Genomic DNA, 23,081 nt, shown 5'->3' with positions numbered 1-23,081 from the left:
CCCAGGCCGTACAGGAAGGTGCCCCATGACGACCGAGCCCCGTGGACCCGTGGACTCCTCCCGGATCCCCCGCTACGCGGGACCCGCGACCTTCGCCCGGCTGCCGCGCCTCGACGAGGTGCCCCGCGCGGACATCGCCGTCGTCGGCGTGCCCTTCGACACCGGTGTCTCCTACCGGCCCGGTGCCCGGTTCGCCCCGGCCGCCGTGCGCGAGGCGTCCCGGCTGCTGCGCCCGTACCACCCGGCACTGGACGTGTCCCCGTTCGCGTCGGCACAGGTCGCCGACGCCGGTGACATCCCGGTGAACCCCTTCGACATCAACGAGGCGATCGAGACCGTCGAGCACGAGGCCTCCCGCCTCCAGGCCGACGGCACGAAGCTGGTGACCATCGGCGGCGACCACACCATCGCGCTGCCCCTGCTGCGCGCGGTCGCCAAACGGCACGGACCGGTCGCCGTCCTCCACTTCGACGCCCACCTCGACACCTGGGACACCTACTTCGGCGCCGAGTACACCCACGGCACCCCGTTCCGGCGCGCCGTCGAGGAGGGCATCGTCGACACCGAGGCGCTCAGCCACGTCGGAACCCGCGGCCCCCTGTACGGCAAGCGGGACCTGGAGGAGGACCGTCGGCTCGGCTTCGGCATCGTCACCTCCTCCGACGTGCTGCGCCGAGGCGTCGACGAGACCGTGGACGCGCTGCGGCAGCGCATCGGCGACCGGCCGCTGTACGTGTCCGTCGACATCGACGTCCTCGACCCCGCACACGCCCCCGGCACCGGCACCCCGGAAGCCGGCGGCATGACCTCGCGTGAGCTGCTGGAGATCCTGCGCGGCCTCGCCGGGCTCAACCTCGTCGGCGGCGACGTCGTCGAGGTCGCCCCCGCCTACGACCACGCCGACATCACCTCCGTCGCCGCGTCGCACGTCGCCTACGACCTGATCAGCCTGTTCACCCTGGACTCCGCCGGCCCTCGCGAGGAGCAGACATGACCACCAGCCCCCAAGCGGAGCAGCACGACGCCCCGTCGCTGACCGAGATCGAGACGTACGGCGTCGAGCGCATCCCGGACGCCGACCGCACCGCCCGGCCGCTCGACCTGTTCCGGGTCGCCTTCGGCGGCGCGAACACCTTCGCCACCTGCGTCCTCGGCGCCTTCCCGATCCTGTTCGGGCTCTCCTTCTGGCAGGGCCTGGCCGCCACCGGCCTCGGGCTCGCCGTCGGCGCGCTGATCCTCGCGCCGCTGGCCGTGTTCGGCCCGCTGAACGGCACCAACAACTCGGTGTCCTCCTCCGCCCACCTGGGCGTGCACGGCCGGGTCGTCGGTTCCTTCCTCTCCCTGCTGACCGCGGTCGCCTTCTTCTCCATCTCCGTGTGGTCCTCCGGCGACGCCCTCGTCGGCGGCGCGCACCGGATGTTCCACCTGCCGACCAACGACGGCGTGTACGCCCTGGCGTACGGGCTGTTCGCCGCGCTGGTGCTGACGGTGTGCATCTACGGCTTCCGGTTCATGCTCTTCGTGAACAAGATCGCGGTCGCCGCCGCCTCCCTGCTCTTCGTCCTCGGCCTCTTCGCCTTCGGCGGCGACTTCGACCCCGGCTACCAGGGCAGCTTCCACTCGCTGAGCACCCCCGGCTTCTGGCCGGCGTTCATCGGCTCCGCGCTGATCGTGCTCTCCAACCCGGTCTCGTTCGGCGCCTTCCTCGGCGACTGGGCCCGCTACATCCCCGCCGACACCCCGCGCCGCCGGGTCATGGGCGCGGCCTTCCTCTCCCAGATCGCGACGATCCTGCCCTTCTTCTTCGGACTGGCGACCGCCTCGATCATCGCCGCGAAGGCCGGCAGCTTCCTCGACCCGAACGCCCCGGACTACGTCGGCGGTCTGCTCGCCGTCTCGCCGTCCTGGTACTTCCTGCCGGTCTGCCTGCTCGCGCTGATCGGCGGCATGTCCACCGGCACCACCTCGCTCTACGGCACCGGCCTCGATTTCGCCAGCGTCTTCCCGAAGTTCAGCCGGGTGCAGGCCACCGTGTTCATCGGCGTCCTGTCGATCTCCTTCATCTTCGTCGGCCGGTTCGCCGCCAACCTGACCCAGTCCATCTCCACCTTCGCGACGCTGATCATCGTCTGCACCGCGCCGTGGATGGTCATCATGACCCTGGGCTTCCTCACCCGCCGCGGCTGGTACGACCCGGACTCGCTCCAGGTCTTCAACCGCCGACAGCGGGGCGGGCGTTACTGGTTCACGCACGGCTGGAACTGGCGCGGCATGGCCGCCTGGCTGGCCGCCGCCCTGCTCGCGGTGCAGTTCGTCAACCTCCCCGGCCAGTTCGTCGGCGCCCTCGGCGACCTCGCGGGCGGCGTGGACATCTCGCTGCCCGTCGGCCTGGGCCTGGCCGCGATCCTCTACCTGGCCCTGCTGTGGCTCTTCCCCGAGCCCCGCGCCGTCTTCGGTCCCGAGGGCCCGCGGCTGGTGCGCGCCGTCGACACCCCGGTGCCGCCGATCACCGCCGCCGACGGACTCCCCGTCGCCGCCCCCGAGCCCGCGGAGGTGTGAGCCCGATGCGCCTGATCGACCTGTCCGTGCCGCTGCGCACCGGCATGCCGGTCTACCCCGGCGACCCGGAGGTGGACATCCGGCCCGCGCTCACCGCGGCCCAGGACGGCGTCAACGTCCTTCAGGTGCACATGGGTTCGCAGTCCGGCACGCACGTGGACGCCCCCTCCCACATCGAGGACGGCCTGCCCGCGTTGAACCAGCTGCCGCTGGACCGGTTCGACGGTCCGGCCCACGTCGTCGACGCCCGGGGCCTCCCGCCCCGGGCGGCCATCGGGACCGACCTGCTCGCCGGTGTCCCGGCGGGCCGGATCGTGCTGATCGCCACCGGCTGGTCCGCGCACTGGGGCACCGACGCCTACCACGACCACCCCTACCTGACCGAGGAGGCGGCCACCCTCCTCGTCGCCCGCGGCGTGTACACCGTCGGCATCGACGCCCTCAGCGTCGACCCGACCCCCGGCGAGACCCTTCCCGCCCACCGCATCCTGTGCGGCGCCGACGCCGTCATCGCCGAGAACCTCACCAACCTCGCCGAGGTCCTCGACGCCCAGCACACCGGCCATGACGTCCACGTGAGCCTCTTCCCCCTGCACCTGCCCGGCGCCGACGGCGCACCCGTCCGCGCCGTGGCCCGGATCTCGGAGCCGAAACCTTGAGCAACGACCACGACACCGCCCTCGCCGCGGCGGACGCCCTGATCGCCGCGTTCGCCGAGGGCCGTACCGACGACTACTTCGACGCCTTCGCGGCCGACGCCACCTTCGTCTTCCACACCACCGGCCGGCGGCTGGACTCCACCCAGGAGTACCGCGAGCTGTGGCAGCGATGGAGCGAGGAGGACGGCTTCCGCGTCCTCGCCTGCGACTCGGACGACCGCCGCCTCCAGCTCTTCGGCGACACGGCCGTGTTCACCCACGCGGTGACCACCTGCGTCTCCACCACCGCCGGAGAGGAAGTCCTGCACGAACGCGAGACCATCGTCCTCCACCGCACCGCCGGCGACGCCTGGCAAGCGGTCCACGAGCACCTTTCCGCCGCGACCGAATGAAGTCTGCGGTTCTGCAGCGCGCCCCCTAAGGGGCGCTGGGGTACCTCCGGCCGAAGGCTGGGGGAGGAACTGCGCGACCAGCCACCACGGCGCCGCAGACGACCACGACACGGCACCCAGCGGAGCGCTCAGCCGAACTCGTCCTCGAAGAGGGAAAGCTCCGCCCAGATCGTCTTGCCCTCCGCCGTGTGCCTGGTGCCCCACCGCTGCGTCAGCTGGGCCACCAGCAGCAGGCCCCGGCCGCCCTCGTCCCAGGTCTTGGCCCGGCGCAGGTGCGGAGCCGTGTGGCTGGTGTCGGAGACCTCGCAGATCAGGGTGGTCGTGTCGTGGATGAGCCGGAGCCCGATGGGGTGGGCGCCGTAGCGGATGGCGTTGGTGACCAGTTCGCTGACCACCAGCTCCGTCGTGAAGGCGGCCATGCTCAGGTCCCACACGTCGAGCTGCTCCACGACCTGCTTGCGGATCGGCGCGACCAGCGCCGGGTCGGCGGGGATGTCCCAGGACGCCACCCGGGTCGGCGGCAGGCCCTGGGTGCGGGCCAGCAGCAGCGCCACGTCGTCGGCCGCGCCGCCGGACGGCAGCAGGGCGTACAGGATCCGGTCGCAGGTCTCGTCCAGCGAGTCGCTGTCCGCCGCCAGCGCCTCGTGGAGGAGCCGGCGGCCGGTGTCCGGGTCCCGGTGCCGTGAGGTGATCAGCCCGTCCGTGAACATCGCCAGGACCGTGCCCTCGGGCAGCGTCACCTCGGCCGACTCGAACGGCAGCCCGCCCAGGCCCAGCGGGGGACCGGCGGGCAGGTCCAGCAGGTAGGGGTGGTGGCCGGGGCGCAGCAGGACGGGCGGCGGGTGCCCGGCGCGGGCCAGCGTGCAGCGCCGGGACACCGGGTCGTAGACGGCGTACAGGCAGGTCGCGCCGACCTCGCCGGGGCTGCCCTCGCCGCCCTGCTCCTCCGAGAGCCGGAGCACCAGGTCGTCGAGGTGGGTGAGCAACTCGTCCGGGGCCAGGTCGATGTCGGCCAGGGTGCGCACGGCGGTCCGCAGCCGGCCCATGGTCGCCGAGGCCTGCACGCCGTGGCCGACGACGTCCCCGACGACCATGGCGACCCGCAGCCCGGACAGCGGGATCACGTCGAACCAGTCGCCGCCCACCCCGGCCCGCGCCGCCGGCAGGTAGCGGGAGGCGGCCTGCAGGGCCGCGGTGCGCGGCAGTGTCCGGGGCAGCAGACTGCGCTGCAGGGCCAGGGCGGTCTCGCGCTCCCGCGAGTACCGGCGGGCGTTGTCGATGCAGACGGCGGCCCGGGCCGTGATCTCCTCGGCGAGCAGCACGTCGTCCGGGCTGAACGGGTCGAGCCGCCGGTGCCGCCGGAACACCGCGACCCCCAGGGTGGTGCCGCGGGCCTGGATCGGCACCGACATCGAGGAGTGCACGCCGAACTCGCGCACCCGCTCTCCGCGGCGCTTGTTCCAGGACAGCCACTGGTCCAGCTCGCCGGAGGTCACCGAGGCCACGATCGTGTGCCCCGCGGTCAGCGAGTCCGCCTGCGGTGAGGAGGCCGGGTAGACCTCGGTCTGCCCGGGCTTGAGGACCGCCTCGGGGACGCCGGGGAGCACGGACTGGTGTGCGATGCGGCGCAGGGTGACCGGCGCGCTCAGCCGGGCCGGGAGGTCGCCGCCGTGGTCCGGCGGGTCCAGCAGGTCGACGGTGACGAGGTCGGCGAGTGCCGGGACGCAGACGTCCGCCAGCTCCTGGGCCGTCTGGACGACGTCGAGGGTGCTGCCGATCTGCACGCTCGCCGCGTTGACCAGCTGGAGCCGCTCCCTGGCCAGGTAGTTCTCGGTGAAGTCGTGGGCGGCCAGGCTCACGCCCCACACCCGCCCGGCGGCGTCGGTGACCGGCGCCATCCGGGCCAGCCACGCGTGCGCCCGGTCCTCGCCGCCGGTCCGCATGAACGTCTGCACGTCCAGCGGCCGGCCCGAGGCCAGCACCCGGAGCATGTTCCGCTCCAGGTCCCCGCTCTCCGGCTTGCCGCCGATCTCGGTGACCCTGAGCCCCTGGACCCGCTCCTCGGCAAGCCCGATGACGTGGGCCATCGCGTCGTTCATCCGGCGCAGCCTGAGCTGGTCGTCGTAGACCGCGATGGCGCACGGCGACTGCGTCAGCGCGGCCGTCGCCAGCGGATCGTCCGGGGTGCGCGGTCCGCCGCCGTCGAGCGGGGAGACCACCAGCCAGTGGCCGGGCCGCTGGTCGTGGGCCGGGGTGTGGTGGGCGAGCAGCCAGACCGGGATCGTGCGGCCGTCCCGGTGGCGGAGCCCGAGGGTGCCGTCCCAGCGGGCGCCGACGGGCGCGCGCGGTGTCACCTCCCCGGCGAGCAGCAGCGCCGCCGGCCGGCCCACGACGTCTTCGGCCGGGTGGCCGAGGAGCCGCCGCGCGCCCTCGCTCCACTCGGTCAGTGTGCCGTCCTCGCCGATGACAGCCCGGGCCGTCGCCGCATCGTCGAAGGGATAGACCCGGCTCATCTCGCCACTCCCAAGCGCACACTCACAGTCAACAGGTGCACCACTCGTGTTCAGGGTAGTGCTTCGGACCCTCCCGCGACCGGCAAGCGGCGGCGGCCGGTCGGTCGGGACCGGGCCCTGTCCGGGGTGCCGAACGAGGGCCGGTCGACAGGACGAAAGGGGTGGGCGGAGGCTTCCGGACCCTTGACGGACACAAGTGCCACTCCGTCAGAATCTGTTTGTTCGCGATCAGTTGTGAGTAGTTCTGGGCCCTGATGAGGGAGAGCCGCACCATGACGGTCACACGCAGATCGGTTCTGGCAGCCGCCACGGCAGCCCCGACGGCCGGCGCCCTGCTGGGCGCCCCGGGCGCCTGGGCGGCCCCGGACGCGGGTACGTCGTCGCAGGTCACCGGCCGCCGCACGGTCGCCCTGCGGGACGGCTGGCGGTTCGCGCTGGTCAACCCGGGCGGGATCACCGACCCGACCGGCGCCTACGCGGACGCCGCCGATCCCGGGTTCGACGACTCGGCCTGGCGGCAGGTCGCCGTACCGCACGACTGGAGCATCGAGCAGACCCCCACCACCGACCACGGCACCACCAGCGGCACCGGCTTCTTCCCGGGCGGCCTCGGCTGGTACCGGCTCGCCTTCACCCTGCCGCCCGGCTACGCCGGCAAGCGGATCTCGGTGGAGTTCGACGGCGTCTACATGGACTCGTACGTCTACTGCAACGGCACCCAGGTCGGCCGCCACCCCTACGGCTACACCGGCTTCGCCTTCGACCTCACCGACCTCCTGCACACCGACGGCAGTACCGTGAACGTCCTCGCGGTCAAGGTGCAGAACCAGCTGCCCAGCAGCCGCTGGTACTCGGGCAGCGGCATCTACCGTGAGGCCCGCCTGGTGGTGACCGACCCCGTGCACGTGGCGCGCTGGGGAACGTACGTCACCACGCCGGACGTCAGCGCCGGGCGGGCCGTGGTGCGGGTGCGCACGGCCGTCGTCGACGAGTTGGGTGCGGGCGCGGACGTGGCGGTCCTCTCCCGGATCGCCGGCCCCGACGGCCGCACGGTGGCCCGCACCTCCTCCACGGTCACCGTCACCGGTTCCGGCGGGACCACGGCGAGCCACGAACTGACCGTCGAGAGACCGAAGTTGTGGGACATCGACGCCCCGCACCGGTACACCCTGCACACCGAACTGCGGGTCGGCGGCACCACCACCGACACCTACCGCACGGTCTTCGGCATCCGCAGCTGCCGCTTCGACCCCGACGAGGGCTTCTCCCTCAACGGCGTCCCCACCAAGATCAGGGGCGTCGACCTCCACCACGACCAGGGCGCCCTCGGCGCGGCGATCAGCGCCGATGCGGTGCGCAGACAGATGACCATCATGAAGTCGATGGGCGTCAACGCCTTCCGCACCTCGCACAACCCGCCCTCGCCGCAGATGATCGAGGTCTGCGAGGAACTGGGCATCGTGATGATGGTGGAGGCCTTCGACTGCTGGAAGACCGGCAAGACCAAGTACGACTACGGCCGGTTCTTCGACGAGTGGTGCGAGGCCGACGCCACCGAGATGGTCCTCGCCGCCCGCAACTCGCCCGCCGTCGTCCTGTGGTCCATCGGCAACGAGATCCCCGACTCCACCTCGACGGCCGGTCTCGCCATGGCCGACCGGATCATCGCCGCCGTCAAGGCCGCCGATGACACCCGCCCGGTCGTCATCGGTTCGAACAAGTACCACGGCGTACCGGCCAAGGGTTCCGCCGCCGACCTCATGCTCGCCAGACTCGACGGACTGGGCCTGAACTACAACACGGCCAAGTCGGTGGACGCCCTGCACGCCGTCTACCCGCACCTCTTCCTCTTCGAGTCGGAGTCCTCCTCGGAGACCTCGACCCGCGGCACGTACCAGGAGCCGGAACACCTCAACACCGGGGAGAACCACACCCCCGGCCGCCGCGCGACCTCGTCCTACGACAACAACCTCGCCTCCTGGACGATGAGCGGCGAGTACGGCCACAAGAAGGACCGGGACCGGAAGTGGTTCGCCGGCCAGTTCCTGTGGTCGGGCATCGACTACATCGGTGAGCCGACGCCGTACGACGTGTTCCCGGTGAAGTCGTCCTTCTTCGGCGCGGTCGACACGGCCGGCTTCCCGAAGGACATGTACCACCTCTTCCGTAGCCAGTGGACCGGCGAGCCGATGGTGCACCTGCTGCCGATGAGCTGGAACCACGAGGAGGGGGAGACGGTCGAGGTGTGGGCGTACGCCAACGTGCCCTCCGTCGAACTGTTCCTCAACGGAACGTCCCTGGGGGTACGGGAGTTCGACACCAAGCAGACCACCGACGGCCGCACCTACCTGGAGACCACCGAGGCCACCGGCGACGACAAGACCTTCACCACCGGCCCCTACCCGGGCAGTTACACCAGCCCCAACGGCAGCGCGGGCAAACTGCACCTGACCTGGAAAGTGCCCTACCGGCCGGGCGAGTTGAAGGCGGTGGCCCGGCGCGACGGCAGGGTGGTCGCGACGGACGTCCTGCGCACCGCCGGCGCCGCGCACGCCGTCCGTCTCACCCCCGACCGCACCTCCCTGGCTGCCGACGGGCGTTCACTGGTCTTCGTCACCGCCGAGATCGTCGACGCGCACGGCGTGGTGGTGCCCGACGCCGAGCACCTCATCTCCTTCACCGTGACCGGCGGTTCGCTCGCCGGGCTCGACAACGGCCGTGAGGAGAGCGCCGAGCGCTACCAGGCAAGCACCCGGACCGCCTTCCACGGCAAGGCGCTCGCCGTCGTGCGCTCCGGTACGAAGCCCGGCGGACTCAAGGTGACCGCCCGGGTGGACGGCCTGCGCAAGGACACCGTCACCATGCCCACCACCCCCGCCCGCACCGTGGCGAGCACCCCCGCCCCCGACTTCGGCCCGGACCACCCGTCCCCGCCGGACCTCCCCCACGCGGACGCCAGTTACTCCGGCCGTCCGGACACCCTCCCGGCGGCCATGCTCGACGGCGACCCGGCCACCGGCTGGTCCAACGCCTTCGCCAAGTCGGCCACCGCCCTGCTGCCCGCGTTCGGCGGCGCCCGGACCGCGGACTGGGTGTCGGTCGACCACGGGCGCACCCGTACCTACGACCGGGTGGACGTCTCCTTCACCGTGGACGCCACCCACGCCCTCCCCGCCTCGGTCGAGGTGGCCGTCTGGGACGGCACCGCGTACCGGGCGGTCGAGGACACGGCGGTGGCCTGGGCGACCGCCTCGGACGCCCCGACCGTCATCACGTTCACCGCGGTGCGCGGCTCCCGGATCCGGCTCACCCTGACCAGCGCCCACCCGGGACAGACCTCGGGCGCGGTAAGGATCAGCCGCCTCGACACCTGAGGCGGCCGAGACGGCGGGCGGTCCTGGCGGGCCGCCCGCGAGGGGCCCCGCAGGTACCGTGGTGAGTCGGTCTTGACCTGCGGGTATTTACGGTGGAGTACCCTCGCGGTACCGTGAAGGGCATGCCAGCTCTCAACGTGGAGTTCAGCGACCGCGAACTTGAGGACCTCAGGCAGATAGCCAAGGAGCGCGGTACGTCGATGAAGGCCCTCGTCCGTGAGGCGGCCGCCGCCGACATCGCCCGGCACCGGGCCCTGCAGGAGGGGGCGGAGGAGTTCCGCCGTTTCTTCGCGGCCCACGCCGCCGAGTTCGCCGCCGCGTTCCCGGACGACGAACAGCCGCCCGCGAAGGGCGAGGCCGCCTGACCCATGCCGCCGGTCATCCACATCGACGTGCCCTGGCTGCTCCAGCGCCATGAGGAAGTCATGCCGGAGCAGCCCACCATCACCGATTTCTCTGCGCTGGTCGCCGCCGTCGCCCGGCACCGGGTCGACCCGCCGCGGCTCGGGGTGGACTCCGACGCTGCCTGGCGGGCCGCGGCCCTGCTGCACACCCTCGCCCTGCTGAAGCCGCTGCCCTCGGCCAACGCCAGGTTCGCCTGCGCGACCGCCGTGGCCTACATGTACGTCAGCGATGTCGGCATCGACCCGCCCTACGGCGCCCTCGTCGACCTCGCCCGCGACCTGATGAACGGCAAGGCCGACGTCTACGCCGCGGCGGACCGGCTCCGTTCCTGGCAGCTCTGACACCTGCCCGGACGTGCAGGGAGAGCTGCCCCCGCGGCCCTCGGGGCCGCCGGCCGAGGGCGGGAGGAACGGGGCCGGCGGCCTGTTTCGCGCGGAAGAGCCGCCGTTCCGCGCGGGGCCTCGTGAGGAGGGCCGGTCATCAGTGGACCACCCGTGCGGGCGGGGCGGGAGCGTGCGCGCGGGACCGGTGCGTGCGCACGGTTCACACGGGGCGCGCGGAATGGTGAATGCGGCCATGAAGGGGCAATAGCCACCGGCGCCTTTCTGACTTCCTGTCAATGCTGTCGATGTTGTACGGGCGCCTTGTTGCTTGTGTGAGACTTGTGCGAGGGTGAATACCCGCGCGGGGTAATGGCCTGGTCCAATTCGGCAGTTGAGGAACGCGACCGACACCGTACCGACACCGTGGCGGCGAATTCCCGCTCCCCGCAGGCGCACCGAAGAGGTACGCACCACCGCACCAAAGGAATCCGCTCCGTGCCCACCCCCCACCCGCCTCGCCCTTCCTACCCGCCGCCGGGCGGTGGTGCGGGGGAGTCCGACGAGTCCCTCGCCGCCCCGCTGCGAGCCGGATCGGACGTCGAGGCCTCCCGGTCCGCCGCGCTGCTCATGGCCCGGCACTGGCGGCCCGTCCAGGAATACGCGGTCATCTGCCTGGCCGCCTCCGGGCCCGTCGCGCACATGGTCGCGGCGGCCGCCTTCCACCAGGTCCTCGACCGGGTGGCCCTTGGCGAGACGGCCGACGCGATCCGGCCGCGCCTGCTGGTCTCCGTCCGCGACACGGTCGCCAACTGGGCCGTGGAGGACCGAATAGCGGAGGTTCTACCGGACCTCGGGAAACCGGCCGGCGGTCGCGGTATGCGCGCCACGAAGTCCATGACCCCGGAAAACCGCACCCTCGCGGAGCGTTCATTCCTGGGCCTTCCGGCGCTCGCCCAGAGCCTGCTGTGGCATGCCGAGGTGGAGGCCGAACCGATAACCGTACCGGCTGGTCTGTTGGGCATGGACACGGCAACCGCATCGGCGGCTCTCGAAGACGCCCGGGAGAAATTCCGCGAGGGCTGTGTCCGCGCCCACCGGGAACTCGCGCCGTCCCAGGAGTGCCGCTACTACAACCGGCTCCTGGACGTGCCGATCCGGCGCGGGGGTGCCCTGCTGCCGGACGTCCAGGAGCATCTGGCGCAGTGCCCCTACTGCAGGGCCGCCGCCGAACAACTCGGCCATGTCGAGGGCGGACTGGGCGTGCTGCTGGTGGAAGCGGTGCTCGGCTGGGGAGCCCGCCGCTATCTCGACTCGCGCCCGGGACGCAAGGGCGGCGAGGAGGCTCCCCGGACCCGCGCCGCCGCCCGGCGCGCCGGAGGGGGCGGGCGACGGCGTGCGGCTGCCCGGACCCGGATCCTCGCCCGCATCCCCGTGCAGGTGCGCCGCCCGCCCGGCTCCTGGTCGTCGAAGACGCTGCTGACCAGTGTCGGCGTGGCCGGCGCGGGACTGCTCGCCTCCGTCCTCGCCGTCAGCACGCTGTCCGGCGGCGGTGACGGCAAGGACGCCGTCGCCACCGCGGGCCTGGTCCCCGGCGACTCCGAGGCCGAGACCACGCCCTCGCCCACCTCCGGCACGGCCGGGCTGCCGCCCGCCGACCACACGACGCGGCTGCGCAATGCCGCCGCCCAGCTCTGCCTGGACATCGACGGCGAGCCGAAGGCCGGGGCGAGTGTCGTGCTCGCCGTGTGCTCCACGGCCTCGACCCAGCAGTGGACGTACGAGAGTGACGGCGAGCTGCGCAGCGCGGCGGGGCCGGACCTGTGCCTGGACTCGCACGCGGACGCCGGGGTGGTCATCCTCGGCACCTGTGCGGCGGAGGACGCCGGGCGCGGCAAGGACGTGCGCTACGACCTCACAGTCCAGGGCGAGTTGCTGCCCAGCTGGGACGAGACCCTCGCCCTCGCGACGGGCGGGGTGGACTCCGGCTCCGACATCGTGGTCAAGGTCCGCGACCACACCAGCGGCCAGCACTGGCTGACCGACGCCCCGCTGCCGTCCCAGAGCCGCGGCTCGCTCTCCATCGCCGGGACCGGGGGGCCGTCGGCGCAGCCGGCCGAACTGGCCGGCCACTAGGCGCTCCGCTGGAATGGCCGCGATGCGCCGTGGGTCGTCCGCGGCGCCGTCGTGGCTGGTCGCGCAGTTCCTCCCCCAGCCTTCGGCCGGGGGGACCCCCAGCGCCCCTTCGGGGCGCGTTCAGTTCTGGTCGGCGTCCGGGCCCTGGGCCCGGACCTTCTCGACGTGCTCCAGCGATTCGCGCAGTTCCGTCAGCCAGTCGTCGGTGTGTCGCTGGACCAGCCGTACGCACCAGGCCAGCGCCTCGCTGCGGCTGCGTGCCACGCCGCCGGCGATCAGGGTGTCCAGCACCTCGCGCTCGGGCTGGCGCAGCCGGGTCATCACCGGCGCGGCGACATGCGTGAACAGCGCCCGCTGCCCGGCGCACTCCACGCCCCAGGAGACCTTGCGCCGGAACTGGTGCTCCGCCTCCCTGGCCACGGCCATCCGGCTCTCCCGGGTGCGCTCCCGGAACTCCTGGATCCGGCCCTGTACGGCCGCCTCCCGTTCGGCGTCCGACGCGCCGTCCGCCAGGGCGGGGCCGGGGATGCGCCCGATGACGGTGACCTCCTCGCGGTCGACCGTCACCTCGACCAGTTCCTCGAAGAGGTCGTCGGGCAGGCGGCCGGTGAACCAGCCGCGGAGCTTGTCGCGTTGCTCTTGAGTAATCATGTAATGACGATTACTCCGTTGCAGCACAAAGGCAAGGGCTTGCCCGGAAGTCCGCCGACAGCGGAAGCGGAATGTTTCAGGACGATTAACGAGGCGATGGGATCAGGCCATTTGGCCGCTTCGAGCGATCAAGAACCGCTCCGTTGAGCGGTCGATGCGTTCGAATTCCGTGACTTCACGCCACTGATTCAATACGCAAGGTTACCGAAACCTGTGGGTTCGATGTGTGTTTCGGCGGCGGACTCGGCAGAGTGGCGCCCGCCGCCCCGGCACCCACCGGGCCGGGGGCGGCACCCGTCGAATCGAGCGGAAGGATGCACACAATGCGAACCACCGCGCGCTGGGCAGCGACCCTCGGCCTTACGGCCGCCGCCGTCTGCGGACCCCTGACGGGGGCCGCCGTCGCCGCCCCGAGCTCGCTCTACGCCCCGTCGGCCCTGGTGCTCACCACCGGCCACGGCACTGACGCGGCCACCGCCACGCCCGAGCGCGCCGTCACCCTGAACTGCGCCCCGAGCGCTTCCGGGACCCACCCGGCGGCCGCCGATGCCTGCGCCGAACTGCGCGGCGCCGGCGGTGACCTGGACGCCCTCGTGCCCAAAGCCGACGTGTGGTGCACCAAGCTCTACGACCCCGTCGTGGTCACGGTGGAAGGCGTCTGGCAGGGCAAGCGCGTCTCTTACGAGCACACCTTCGGCAACCAGTGCATGAGGGACGCCTACGGGGCGCACGTCTTCGCCTTCTGAGCCCGGGATCGCACGGTCCTCGCGACTGCCGGACAGGTCCGCAACTGGGGAGTGCGGCCCCTGGAGCGGGGAACCTGCGATCCCGCACCGGGGGGCGGACGGGTGGTGTGGGGCTGCCCGTCCGACCCCCGGCATCACCGCCGCTCTTCGGCGTTCCCGTCCCGGGGAACGCCGGGGAGCGGCGGAAAACGCCCCAGGAGTCCCGAGGCCCGTAACAGCCGTGGAATCCGGGGCCCTTCGCACACCAGCCGCAGCCGGCCGCCCCGCTCCCTGGCCCGCGCCTCGGCCCGGCACAGCACTCGCAGCCCCGAACAGTCGAGAAAGTCCAGCCGCCGCAGATCGACGAGCACATCGGGCCCGGCTCCGGCGGTCGCCGCGAGCAGGTGCTCGGCGAGCAGCTCCTCGGTGGCGATGTCGACCTCGCCGTAGACCTCGACGACGAGGTACGACCCGCTGTGACGGGTGCGCGCACAGGAGTTGGCGGCGGGCAGCCCGAGGTCGTCGGCTTCCGGCGTCATCTCAGAGCCCCCCTCGCCGGGGCGGACATGGGCCGAGTTGTTACCCGCTGGGAGCGCCTGGCATCCCTGATGGCGGCGGCGCAAGATCAGATCCACTCAACCAGGTGAATTTCTCTGAAGTGGCTTGACTAGACGCGCCCCATAGGGACGCTGGGGGTACCCCCAGCCGGAGGCTGGGGGAGGAACTGCGCGACCAGCCACAACGCACCCGCGGGCGACGATGGCGAGGGGCCACCGTCTCCCTGCTGACGGCGACCCCTGAGTCCCTGTAGCGGCTCTGCGGACGTTACATGTGCACAACCGGCGCCGCGTCCGGGTCCTGCTGCGGCACCCCCTTGCGGAACAGCAGGAAGGCGATGACCGCGCCGGCCGCGAACATCCCGGCCGACCACCAGAACGCGGTCGTGTAGCTCTCGATCGTGGCCTGTGCCTGCACCATCTTGCTGGTCGCGTCCTTCCCGGCCAGGTAGTCCGTCGCCGCGCTCGCCGCGAGCGTGTTGAGCAGCGCCGTACCGATCGAACCGCCCACCTGCTGCATGGCGTTGACCGTCGCCGACGCGACACCCGCCTCGTCGGCCGTCACCCCGCCCGTGCCCAGCTGCATGGCCGCCGGCATGACCAGGCCGAGGCCGAGGCCGGTGATGATCAGCTGCGGGAGCACCGCGCTGACGTAGCTGGAGCCGACGCCGATCCCGGTCAGCCAGGCCATGCCGGCCGCGGAGACCGCGAAGCCCAGCGGGATCACCACCTTCGGGCCGAGCCGCGGAACCAGGGCCTGGGTACCGATCTGCGCCGTCACCATCAGGCCGCCGATCATCGGCAGGAACGCCACGCCGGTCTTCGTCGGGCTGAAGCCGAGGTTCAGCTGCAGGTAGTAGGTGAGGAAGAGGAACACGCCGAACATGCCGCCGGCGGAGATCAGCACGGTGAGGAGCGAGGCCGCCCGGTTGCGGTCCATCAGGATGCCCAGCGGCAGCAGCGGGTGCTCGGCCTTGGTCTGCCACCAGGCGAAGGCCGCGAGGAGCACGACGCCGGCGACCAGGAAGCCCCAGGTCAGCGGCGAGCCCCAGTCGTGGGTCTCGGCGTTGGAGAAGCCGTAGACCAGCGAGAACAGGCCGGCCGCGACCAGGACCGTGCCCAGCACGTCCAGCTTGGAGTTACCGGCGTCCCGGTGGTTGTGCAGCAGGGCCATGCCGCCCGCGAAGGCGACGAAGGCGATCGCGACGTTCACGTACAGGGTCGAGCGCCAGTCGAACGTGTCGGTGAGGACACCGCCGAGGAGCAGGCCCACCGCGCCGCCGGCACCGGCGATGGCACCGTAGACACTGAACGCCCGGGCCCGCTCACGGGCGTCGGTGAACGTGGTGTTGAGCAGCGAGAGCGCGGTCGGGGCGAGCAGTGCGCCGAAGGCACCCTGCAGGGCGCGCGCGGTGACCAGCATCCCGAAGCCGTTCGCGGCACCGCCCAGCGCCGACACGGCGGCGAAGCCGACGACGCCTATGAGGAAGGCGGTCTTGCGGCCGAACAGGTCGGCGATCCGGCCGCCGAGCAGCAGCAGGGACGCGAAGCTGAGGGCGTACGCGGTGACGATCCACTGCCGGTTGCCGTCGGAGAACCCGAGGTCGGCCTGGGCGGAGGGGAGGGCGATGTTCACGATGGTGGCGTCGAGCACCACCATCAACTGGGCGACGGCGATGACCGCGAGGATCCACCACCGCTTGGAGGAGGCGGCCGGCGGCGCCTCCTCGGTACCGACGCTGACGTCGTCGGTCAGGGTCTTCTCAGACATGCGGGAACCACTCCAGGGAAGTCGTTCGGGATTTACCAAGAATCCGCTTCACTGCCACGGCACCTACAGCTCCACGAACGAAACGGTTTCGTACACATCAAGCCTAGACCACTTTCAGCGAAACGGCAACGTTTCGCTGGGCCGGGCCCCCTCGTCCATTCCTTGACGGGAATATAACCGTGCAGGCATATTGAAACCATGTCCGCCGACACCCTCTGGACCGCCCTGGCCGACCCTCACCGACGCGCCATGGTCGGCCTCCTCCTCACCCGCCCACGCCCCGTCGGCGAGATCGTGGAGGCATGCGGCCTCAGCCAGCCGAGCACCTCCAAGCACCTCAAGGTGCTGCGGGAGGCAGGCCTGGTCCGGGTACGGCAGGACGCGCAGCGCCGCGTCTACGCCCTCGACCCGGCCCCGATCGCCGAGCTCGACGCCTGGCTGGCTCCGTACCGCCGGTTGTGGAACCGCAGCCTGGACCAGCTGGGCCGCCGCCTGGACGAGACGGCGGACGACCCAGAACCGGCGGACGACCCGGAACCCCCCTGCCCGAAGGACTGATCCCGATGCCCGCCGAACTCACCGGCACCTACGTCACCCTCGACGACGGCCGCCCCGCGGTCCGGTTCACCCGCCTCTACGGCCACCCCGTCGACCGCGTCTGGCACTTCGTCACCGACCCCGACGAACTCGCCGCGTGGTTCCCCTCCCGCGCCGAGTTCGACCTGCGCCCCGGCGGCGCCGTCACGTTCACCGGCGACCCGAACATGCCCGAGTCGCAAGGCACCGTGCTCGCCGTCGACCCGCCCCGGAACCTGACCTTCGACTGGGGCGGCGACGAGATCCGCTTCGACCTGGAGGACGCCGGGCCCGACCGGACCCGCTTCACCCTCACCCACGTCCTGGGCGAGGAGAACACCGCCGCCCGCAACAGCGCCGGCTGGGAGGTCTGCCTCGCCGCCCTCGACGCCAAGGCCGGCGGAGAGCGTTTCCAGGGCCCGCACGCCGGTGTCACCGCGCCCTGGAAGGAGTACTACCAGGGCTATCTCGACGCCGGCCTGCCCTCCGGCGCCCCCATCCCCGGGGCCTGACCCGTCAGGCGAGCTGCCGCCGCACCAGCTCGTGCAGCCGCCCACCCGTGTCGGCGAGCAACTGGGCCGGCGGGCCCTGCTGGGCGACCTTGCCGTCCTCCATCACGATCACCCGGTCGGCGTCCAGAACCGTGGACAGCCGGTGGGCGATGACGATCCGGGTGGCGTTCAGCGCGCGGGTGCTCTCGATGACCGTGCGCTGGGTGTCGTTGTCCAGGGCGCTGGTCGCCTCGTCGAAGAACAGGATGCGGGGCCGCCGGATCAGCGCCTGGGCGATCATCAGCCGCTGCCGCTGGCCGCCCGAGATCGCGCCGCTCCCGGCGACGATCGTGTGCAGCCCCATCGGCATCCGCTTGATGTCCTCCGCGAGCCCCGCCATCTCGGCCGCCGCCATCGCCTCCTCGGGGGTGTACGGCTCGGTGCCGCAGATGACGTCCAGGATCGAGCCGCTGAACGGCTGGGCGTGCTGGAGCACCACCCCGCACTGGCGGCGGACCGCCGACTGGTCGAGGGCGCCCAGGTCCTGTCCGTCGTACAGCACGCTTCCCGAGACCGGCTTGTCGAAGCCGATGAGCAGCCGCAGCAGCGTCGACTTTCCGCAGCCGCTGGGGCCGACGACCGCCACGAACTCGCCCGGGCGGATGGCGAAGGAGACGTCGTCCAGGACCAGGGGACCGTCGTCCGTGTACCGGAAGGAGAGGCGGCGGGCCTCGACGGCGCCGGACAGCGGGCCCGGGCGGGTGCTGGCGGTGCGGACCTCGGGGGCGGCCTCCAGGACCGGCTTGATCTCCTCGAAGAGGGGGAGCGCGGCCACCGCCGACACGAAGGAACCGGTCAGCTGGGTGACCGAGGTGAGCAGCATCGTCACCGACGTGTTGAAGGTGAGGAAGGCCGCTGCGTCCATCGCCCCCCGCGCCGGGCCCGCGAGGAGCATGAACATCAGCAGGGTGCAGACCGGGAGGTAGACCGAGCCCAGCACCGTGGTGAGGTTCTTGATCCGGCCCACCTTCTGCTGGAGCTCCCGGCTGCGCGCGAACTCGCCCGCCCAGGCCGCGTACGCGTAGTTCTCGGCCGCCGCCACCCGCAGCTTCGGCAGGCCCCGCAGCGTCTGGAAGGCCTGGTTGTTCAGCTTGTTGCCGAGCACCACGAGCCGGCGCTGCCAGCGCACCTGCCACAGTCCGAGCCCGAGGAACAGCGCGGCGATGACCACCAGCATGGCAAGGGCCGCCAGCGCCATCGGCACGCTGTACCAGAACAGCAGACCCAGGTTCATCACCCCGACGGTCACCGACTGGGCGACCACCGGACCGATGCCCGCCAGCAGCCGGCGCATCGCGCTCACGCCCATCGCCGCGCTGGCCAGCTCCCCGGTCGAGCGCTGGGTGAAGAACTTGGTCGGCAGCCGCAGCAGGCGGTCCCAGACGGCCGGTTGGAGGGTCGCCTCGATACGGCCCTCCAGGCGGAGGATGGTGAGGTTCTCCAGGAGCGTGAACGCGGCGGACACCACGGCGCTGACGATCACCGCCAGGCAGACCTGCACGATCAGGTTCGTCTGGGCCTTGGGAACGTAGTCGCCGAGCACCTTTCCGGTGGCGATCGGCACCAGGGCGCCGATGGCCACCGTGACCAGACCGGCGAGGAGCAGGCTGCCGAGGTCGCCGCGGGTGCCGTGCAGGCTGAAGCGGAGCAGGCCGAGCGGGCTGAGCGCCTTGTCGGGCAGCGGCCGGTAGAACATCACCGCGCGCGGCTCGAACTCCGCCGCGTTCGCCTTTTCGATCGGGGTCTCGCGGCCGGTCGCCGGATGGACGGCCACATAGCCGCCCCGCCGCCACAGCAGCGCGACCGGCGCGCCGGACAGGGCGCGGTGTCCGACCAGCGGGCCGACGTTGTCGTGCCACCAGCGGCCGTCCAGACGTACCGCCCGGGTACGGACCCGGGAGGCGAGGGCCACCCGTTCGACGGGGTCGATGCGGTCGCTCTCGGTGCCGCTCTGCGCGGGCTCCGCGAGGGTGATGCCCGCGGCCTCGGCGACCAGTCTGCAGGCCGCGTAGGAGGCGTCGGCGTCGGCGGCCGTGGTGCGCTTGGCCGCCTTGCCGATGGAGGCGAGGAGGGTGTGGTCGGCCTGGGCGCGGACCGCCTCACCGGCCTTGATACCGGCCGCCGTACGCGTCTCGTGGGTGCGCTCCAGCTGCTCGATCCACCGGTCGAGGGTGGTCAGCAGCCGGTACTGCTGGTCGACCATGCTCTGCCACAGTGCGGGGTCCGTCAGCAGGTCGGCGGCCGCCTCCGCACCGTACAGCGAGCCGTACTGCACGCTGCCCGGCGGCACCTGCATCCAGAAGACGTCGTCGTCGGTGGGGGCCGCGGCGCGCTCGCTGGCGGTCATCGGGGCCTGGAAGAGGATGGACAGGCCGCGGCCGACGCCGAGCGCGAGGGCGTACTCCAGGGGGCTGGTGGCCGGCGGGACGTACTGGGGGTTGCCGTACTCGTCGTAGGACCAGGTCTGGGTGTCGGAGGGCTGGTACAGCTCGCGCAGGCCGATGCGGTGCACGACGCAGTCGCGCAACGGGCGGGCCACCAGGGTGTGCTGGGGCCCCGCGACCGGGCCGAGCAGGAGCGAGCCCGCCTCCAGGCGGCCCAGGTGGTGCCAGTGGCCCTGCTGTCCGGCGTCCACCGCGAACAGGTCCAGGGCGCCGGACGCCACCAGCCACAGCACCTGTGGGCCTTCGAGGTCGAGGCGGTTGAAGCCGGCGCAGTCGATCCGGGCGCCCAGTGATCCGAACGCGCCGAGCACGAGGTCGCCTTGGTCCACGGTCGTCATCTCATCGCTCCCTGACCAGCGCGGCGTACGCCCCGCCGTGTGCCACCAGCTCGTCGTGCCGCCCGCGCTCCACGACCGTGCCGTGCTGGAGCACGACGATCTCGTCGCTGTCGCGGACCGTGCTCAGCCGGTGCGCGATGACGACACAGGCACAGCCGCGGCGGCGCAGGTTGTCCATGACGATCAGCTCGGTCTCGGCGTCCAGGGCGCTGGTCACCTCGTCGAGGACGAGGATGCTCGGCCGGCGCACCAACGCCCGGGCGATCTCCAGACGTTGGCGCTGGCCGCCGGAGAAGTTGCGGCCGTCCTGCTCGACCCTGCTGTGGATGCCGCCGGGCCGGCGCGTCACCACGTCGTACAGCGCCGCGTCCCGCAGCGCCTCCTCCACGGCCTCGTCCGGGATCGACGGGTCCCACAGCGCCACGTTGTCGCGCACCGAGCCCTCGAAGAGGAAGACGTCCTGGTCGACGAAGGAGACGGAGGCGGCCAGGGCACCGCGCGGGATGTCCTCCAGGCGCTGCCCGTCGATGCGGATCACGCCTTCCCAGGGGGCGTACAGGCCCGAGATCAGCCGGGAGACGGTGGACTTGCCGCTGCCCGAGCCGCCCACCAGGGCCACCTGGCGGCCGGGGCCGACGGTCAGGTCGAAGCCGGTGAGCAGGGGCTTGTCCAGCGGGCTGTAGCCGAAGCTGATGTTCTCCAGCTCGACATGGCCCTGCAGCCGCCGGGTGGAGTCGGCGGCGCTGGGGCGGGCGTACACCGGGTCCGCCTGGAAGTTCTCCACGTCCTTGAGGCGGGCCACGTCGGCCGCGAAGTCCTGGATGCGGCCCGCCACGCCGTTGAGCCGGGTCAGCGGGGCGGTGAACCGGGTGACCAGGGACTGGAAGGCGACAAGGAGGCCGACCGAGATCCCCCCTTCGACCGCCCGCATGCCGCCGATCCACAGGATCAGCGCGCTGTTGACGGTGGCGAGCGTCGGGGCCACCACCCCGAGCCAGGCGCTCGGCACCCCGAGCCGCTGCTGCTCCTCCAGCGTGCTCGCGTGCTGCCCGGCCCACCTGCGGAAGTAGCCGTCCTCGCCGCCGGTCGCCTTCATCGTCTCGATCAGCTGGAGGCCGGTGTACGAGGTGTTGGTGAGCCGGGCGGTGTCCGCGCGCAGCTTCGCGGTCCGGGTCGCGCGCAGCCGTACGACGAGCCGCATCGCCACGATGTTCAGCAGGGCCACGCCGACGCCGAGGAAGGTGAGCTGGACGTCGTAGGTGTAGAGGAGCACGGCGTAGAGGACCACGACCACGGCGTCCACGCCGGCCGCAGCGAGGTCGCGGGCCAGTGTCTCGGCCACCTGGTCGTTGGACTGGAGCCGCTGCACCAGGTCGGCCGGGCTGCGCTGGGCGAAGAAGGTCACCGGGAGGCGCAGCAGGTGGCGCAGGAAGCGGGCGCTGGTCAGGGTGGAGGAGACGATCCGGCCGTGCAGCAGGTTCGCCTGTTGCAGCCAGGTCAGGACCAGGGTGAGCAGGACGCAGGTGCCCATCGCGGCGAACAGCACGGTGAGCAGCGAGGTCTGGCCGCCGATGAGGAACAGGTCGATGTACTGGCGGCTGAGCGCGGGCACCGCCGCGCCCACGACCACCAGGAGCAGGCTGGCCAGGACCGCGGCCGGCATGGTGCCGGCGGTGCCGCGCAGCCGGGCCGGCATCGCGCCGAGGACGCCGGGACGCCGGCCGCCCTTCTCGAAGCCGTCGCCCGGCTCCACCACCAGCACGACACCGGTGAAGCTGCCGTCGAACTCCTCCATGGGCACGAACCGGCGGCCCTTGGCGGGGTCGTTGATGTAGACGCCCCGGCGGCCGAAGCGGCGGCCCATGCCGTCGTAGACGACGTAGTGGTTGAACTCCCAGAACAGGATCGCCGGCCCCTGCACGTCGGCGAGGGCGGCCAGGTCCATCTGCATGCCCTTGGCGGTGAGGCCGTAACTGCGGGCCGCCTTCAGCAGGTTGCTGGCGCGCGAACCGTCGCGGGAGACACCGCAGGCGATGCGCAGTTCCTCCAGCGGGACGTGCCGGCCGTAGTGGCCGAGGACCATGGAGAGGGAGGCGGCGCCGCACTCGACGGCCTCCATCTGGAGCACGGTGGGCGTGCGGACCGTCCGGCCGCGGCCCTTGGGAACCGGGCGCTTGGGCGGCGCGGCGCGCCGGCGGCCGCGGGTCTCCTGGGCGGTGGTCACGGGAGCAGCCAATCGACGGGATGCTGGTCGGCCAGCCGGATCGAGCCCGAGGCCAGGGTCATGGAGTCGAGCCGGAACGGCGGCCCGTCGGCCGAGGACCACTTGTAGCCGCTCTTCGTCCTCCGCGACGGGTCCAGCCGGACCAGTACGGCCACCGGGCGGCCCTTCTTGGTGAACTGGTCGCCGAGCTGGCTGTCGCCGAGGAACGCCGCGATCGACTGCGCCGACTGGGCGGCGCGGTCCACCGACTTCACGTGGCCGCGCAGCACGCCGTACTCCTGTGTCGACACCGACGACACGGTCAGGTCGACCGGGGCGTTCGCGGGGATGGAGGAGGCGTTCTCGGCGGGGACGTAGACCGTGGCGTACAGCGGGTCCGAGGCGTGGGCGACCTTCTCCACGGCGGCGACGTTCGCACCGGTCTGGATGATCTGCCCGATGGTCGCGGCGAGCGCGCTGATCCGGCCCGCGGCGACCGTGCGCACGACCGAGTCGCCCTGGCTCGTGTGCACCTTCAGGACGGGGGAGTTCGCCGGCAGCCGCTCGCCCTGCTCGGCGAGGACCGCCGTGACCTGCCCGGCGACCGGGCTCTGCAGGATGTAACTGCCCTGCCCGTGGGTGAGGATGGCCTGCGCGCTCACCGTGGAGGCGACCGAACCGGTCACCGCCCACACCGAGGCCGCCGCCATCACGACGACCGAGACGGACAGCGCGAGCCAGCCCTGCGGGCGGGCGAAACGCACCGGGAGATCGAGCTCCTCCGGTGACTGGAGCTTGGCGAGGGCCTGTTGGCGGAACTGCACGGAACTTCCCTCACCTAGGGGAGAGGCACTGGTGAAGAGGGTGTTTCGGAACGGGGGTGTTTCGGGACACCCGAGAGCCCCGG

At 72.0% G+C, this 23,081-nt stretch carries 18 protein-coding genes; 11 read left to right on the top strand and 7 right to left on the bottom strand.

Annotated elements, in window-relative coordinates; translation table 11 throughout:
* Positions 1-25: 25 nt before the first annotated feature.
* From speB to ACFY6U_RS09070, 4 genes are read left to right on the top strand one after another with little or no spacing between them, the layout of a single operon-like run.
* Entirely contained in the window at positions 26-994 is a 969-nt protein-coding gene (gene speB / locus ACFY6U_RS09085) for an agmatinase (RefSeq protein ID WP_351486526.1), read from the top strand.
* Positions 991-2,559, top strand: coding sequence for a purine-cytosine permease family protein (locus ACFY6U_RS09080; RefSeq protein WP_390036151.1), 1,569 nt, complete (start codon positions 991-993; stop codon positions 2,557-2,559). The genes speB and ACFY6U_RS09080 overlap by 4 nt, the downstream gene beginning before the upstream one ends.
* Positions 2,560-2,564: 5 nt before the next feature.
* The gene (locus tag ACFY6U_RS09075; RefSeq protein WP_390036149.1) at positions 2,565-3,218 is read left to right on the top strand and encodes a cyclase family protein; all 654 of its coding nucleotides are present in this window, start codon (positions 2,565-2,567) and stop codon (positions 3,216-3,218) included.
* Positions 3,215-3,610, top strand: coding sequence for a nuclear transport factor 2 family protein (locus tag ACFY6U_RS09070; protein WP_390036147.1), 396 nt, complete (start codon positions 3,215-3,217; stop codon positions 3,608-3,610). Before ACFY6U_RS09075 ends, ACFY6U_RS09070 begins: the two co-directional genes overlap by 4 nt.
* Positions 3,611-3,738: 128 nt before the next feature.
* On the opposite strand, the gene ACFY6U_RS09065 is transcribed toward ACFY6U_RS09070, so the two are convergent.
* Complete coding sequence (locus tag ACFY6U_RS09065; protein WP_390036145.1) at positions 3,739-6,123, bottom strand: SpoIIE family protein phosphatase; 2,385 nt, start codon at positions 6,121-6,123, stop codon at positions 3,739-3,741.
* A gap of 272 nt (positions 6,124-6,395) precedes the next feature.
* Between ACFY6U_RS09065 and ACFY6U_RS09060 the strand changes: the two genes are divergently transcribed.
* The 4 genes from ACFY6U_RS09060 (at position 6,396) to ACFY6U_RS09045 (ending at position 12,358) form a co-directional block, all read left to right on the top strand.
* Positions 6,396-9,497, top strand: coding sequence for a glycoside hydrolase family 2 TIM barrel-domain containing protein (locus ACFY6U_RS09060; protein WP_390036143.1), 3,102 nt, complete (start codon positions 6,396-6,398; stop codon positions 9,495-9,497).
* Positions 9,498-9,619: 122 nt separating this feature from the next.
* Positions 9,620-9,862 carry a hypothetical protein gene (locus ACFY6U_RS09055; RefSeq protein WP_351486516.1) on the top strand — a complete coding sequence of 81 codons (243 nt, stop codon included), beginning with the start codon at positions 9,620-9,622 and terminating at the stop codon, positions 9,860-9,862.
* 3 nt (positions 9,863-9,865) lie between these two features.
* Positions 9,866-10,243: a toxin Doc gene (locus tag ACFY6U_RS09050; protein ID WP_390036141.1), complete on the top strand. Its 378-nt coding sequence runs from the start codon at positions 9,866-9,868 to the stop codon at positions 10,241-10,243.
* 477 nt (positions 10,244-10,720) lie between these two features.
* Entirely contained in the window at positions 10,721-12,358 is a 1,638-nt protein-coding gene (locus tag ACFY6U_RS09045) for an RICIN domain-containing protein (protein WP_390036139.1), read from the top strand.
* A 120-nt stretch (positions 12,359-12,478) separates the two neighbouring features.
* Here the strand turns inward: ACFY6U_RS09045 and ACFY6U_RS09040 are convergent, their stop codons facing one another.
* Positions 12,479-13,009: a hypothetical protein gene (locus ACFY6U_RS09040; protein ID WP_351501985.1), complete on the bottom strand. Its 531-nt coding sequence runs from the start codon at positions 13,007-13,009 to the stop codon at positions 12,479-12,481.
* Between the two features lie 323 nt (positions 13,010-13,332).
* On the opposite strand from ACFY6U_RS09040, the gene ACFY6U_RS09035 reads away from it, so the two are divergent.
* Entirely contained in the window at positions 13,333-13,755 is a 423-nt protein-coding gene (locus ACFY6U_RS09035; protein ID WP_390036137.1) for a subtilase-type protease inhibitor, read from the top strand.
* A gap of 134 nt (positions 13,756-13,889) precedes the next feature.
* On the opposite strand, the gene ACFY6U_RS09030 is transcribed toward ACFY6U_RS09035, so the two are convergent.
* Together ACFY6U_RS09030 and ACFY6U_RS09025 are read right to left on the bottom strand one after the other, a co-directional pair.
* Positions 13,890-14,273, bottom strand: a complete 384-nt coding sequence (locus ACFY6U_RS09030; protein WP_390036135.1) for an STAS domain-containing protein — start codon at positions 14,271-14,273, stop codon at positions 13,890-13,892.
* Positions 14,274-14,559: 286 nt separating this feature from the next.
* On the bottom strand, positions 14,560-16,062 hold the full coding sequence (locus ACFY6U_RS09025; RefSeq protein ID WP_390036133.1) for an MFS transporter: 1,503 nt from the start codon (positions 16,060-16,062) through the stop codon (positions 14,560-14,562).
* Positions 16,063-16,260: 198 nt separating this feature from the next.
* Here ACFY6U_RS09025 and ACFY6U_RS09020 point away from each other — a divergent pair, with 198 nt between their 5' ends.
* Positions 16,261-16,620, top strand: a complete 360-nt coding sequence (locus tag ACFY6U_RS09020) for an ArsR/SmtB family transcription factor (protein WP_390036131.1) — start codon at positions 16,261-16,263, stop codon at positions 16,618-16,620.
* 5 nt (positions 16,621-16,625) lie between these two features.
* Complete coding sequence (locus ACFY6U_RS09015) at positions 16,626-17,150, top strand: SRPBCC family protein (RefSeq protein WP_390036129.1); 525 nt, start codon at positions 16,626-16,628, stop codon at positions 17,148-17,150.
* Positions 17,151-17,154: 4 nt separating this feature from the next.
* Here the strand turns inward: ACFY6U_RS09015 and ACFY6U_RS09010 are convergent, their stop codons facing one another.
* Genes ACFY6U_RS09010 through ACFY6U_RS09000 form a run of 3 tightly spaced genes read right to left on the bottom strand, consistent with a single transcriptional unit; the run spans position 17,155 to position 22,998 of the window.
* The gene (locus ACFY6U_RS09010) at positions 17,155-19,971 is read right to left on the bottom strand and encodes an NHLP bacteriocin export ABC transporter permease/ATPase subunit (RefSeq protein WP_390036127.1); all 2,817 of its coding nucleotides are present in this window, start codon (positions 19,969-19,971) and stop codon (positions 17,155-17,157) included.
* 1 nt (position 19,972) lies between these two features.
* Positions 19,973-22,195: an NHLP family bacteriocin export ABC transporter peptidase/permease/ATPase subunit gene (locus tag ACFY6U_RS09005; RefSeq protein WP_390036125.1), complete on the bottom strand. Its 2,223-nt coding sequence runs from the start codon at positions 22,193-22,195 to the stop codon at positions 19,973-19,975.
* On the bottom strand, positions 22,192-22,998 hold the full coding sequence (locus ACFY6U_RS09000; protein WP_390036123.1) for an HlyD family efflux transporter periplasmic adaptor subunit: 807 nt from the start codon (positions 22,996-22,998) through the stop codon (positions 22,192-22,194). Before ACFY6U_RS09000 ends, ACFY6U_RS09005 begins: the two co-directional genes overlap by 4 nt.
* Between the last annotated feature and the right edge of the window lie 83 nt (positions 22,999-23,081).

It is taken from the genome of Streptomyces sp. NPDC013157, assembly GCF_042899865.1.
GTDB lineage: Bacteria > Actinomycetota > Actinomycetes > Streptomycetales > Streptomycetaceae > Streptomyces.
Note: the sequence above shows the minus strand (reverse complement) of the source record. Positions and strands in the feature narration are given on the sequence as shown.

Bases quoted from the DNA above. Each gene is read 5' to 3' on its own strand.
- speB (WP_351486526.1), top strand. From the start codon at position 26: ATGACGACCGAGCCCCGTGGACCCGTGGACTCCTCCCGGATCCCCCGC.
- ACFY6U_RS09080 (WP_390036151.1), top strand. From the start codon at position 991: ATGACCACCAGCCCCCAAGCGGAGCAGCACGACGCCCCGTCGCTGACC.
- ACFY6U_RS09075 (WP_390036149.1), top strand. From the start codon at position 2,565: ATGCGCCTGATCGACCTGTCCGTGCCGCTGCGCACCGGCATGCCGGTC.
- ACFY6U_RS09065 (WP_390036145.1), bottom strand. From the start codon at position 6,123: ATGAGCCGGGTCTATCCCTTCGACGATGCGGCGACGGCCCGGGCTGTC.
- ACFY6U_RS09060 (WP_390036143.1), top strand. From the start codon at position 6,396: ATGACGGTCACACGCAGATCGGTTCTGGCAGCCGCCACGGCAGCCCCG.
- ACFY6U_RS09055 (WP_351486516.1), top strand. From the start codon at position 9,620: ATGCCAGCTCTCAACGTGGAGTTCAGCGACCGCGAACTTGAGGACCTC.
- ACFY6U_RS09050 (WP_390036141.1), top strand. From the start codon at position 9,866: ATGCCGCCGGTCATCCACATCGACGTGCCCTGGCTGCTCCAGCGCCAT.
- ACFY6U_RS09040 (WP_351501985.1), bottom strand. From the start codon at position 13,009: ATGATTACTCAAGAGCAACGCGACAAGCTCCGCGGCTGGTTCACCGGC.
- ACFY6U_RS09035 (WP_390036137.1), top strand. From the start codon at position 13,333: ATGCGAACCACCGCGCGCTGGGCAGCGACCCTCGGCCTTACGGCCGCC.
- ACFY6U_RS09030 (WP_390036135.1), bottom strand. From the start codon at position 14,273: ATGACGCCGGAAGCCGACGACCTCGGGCTGCCCGCCGCCAACTCCTGT.
- ACFY6U_RS09025 (WP_390036133.1), bottom strand. From the start codon at position 16,062: ATGTCTGAGAAGACCCTGACCGACGACGTCAGCGTCGGTACCGAGGAG.
- ACFY6U_RS09020 (WP_390036131.1), top strand. From the start codon at position 16,261: ATGTCCGCCGACACCCTCTGGACCGCCCTGGCCGACCCTCACCGACGC.
- ACFY6U_RS09015 (WP_390036129.1), top strand. From the start codon at position 16,626: ATGCCCGCCGAACTCACCGGCACCTACGTCACCCTCGACGACGGCCGC.
- ACFY6U_RS09010 (WP_390036127.1), bottom strand. From the start codon at position 19,971: ATGACGACCGTGGACCAAGGCGACCTCGTGCTCGGCGCGTTCGGATCA.